The following is a 287-nucleotide window of genomic DNA, read 5'->3' as shown; positions in this document are numbered from 1 at the left end:
AAAGAGCGTGTCAGCGATGTTGCTTCTTTCTATCCCGCTTCTCAGTCTGTTGTTGATGTAGTTAATTTTATTAAAGAAAAAGGAAAACGTTTTTATTGTACTCCCAAATTTGAAGGTGATAGAATAAAAGAAAATAAGGATTAAAAATGTCTGTCTCTGGTGCGAGAAATTTTCTTTCCGGCCGTACTGCTATTATAGCAGGAAATGGTGTTCTACCTATCACTATTGCTCAAGAACTTGAAAAAAATGGGCAGAATCCTTTTCTTGTACTTTTGCGTGATGAAGCA

2 pseudogenes are annotated in these 287 nt (G+C 35.9%); both read left to right on the top strand.

The window, feature by feature from the left end:
- Positions 1-144 (top strand): annotated as a pseudogene (locus ACFINS_RS10905) (acyl-[acyl-carrier-protein]--UDP-N-acetylglucosamine O-acyltransferase); the annotation flags it as partial.
- 2 nt (positions 145-146) lie between these two features.
- Positions 147-287 (top strand): annotated as a pseudogene (locus tag ACFINS_RS10900) (DUF1009 domain-containing protein); the annotation flags it as partial.

It is taken from the genome of Bartonella sp. AA2SXKL (assembly GCF_042197205.1).
Lineage (GTDB): Bacteria > Pseudomonadota > Alphaproteobacteria > Rhizobiales > Rhizobiaceae > Bartonella.
This window is presented reverse-complemented; position numbering and strand designations above follow the sequence as displayed.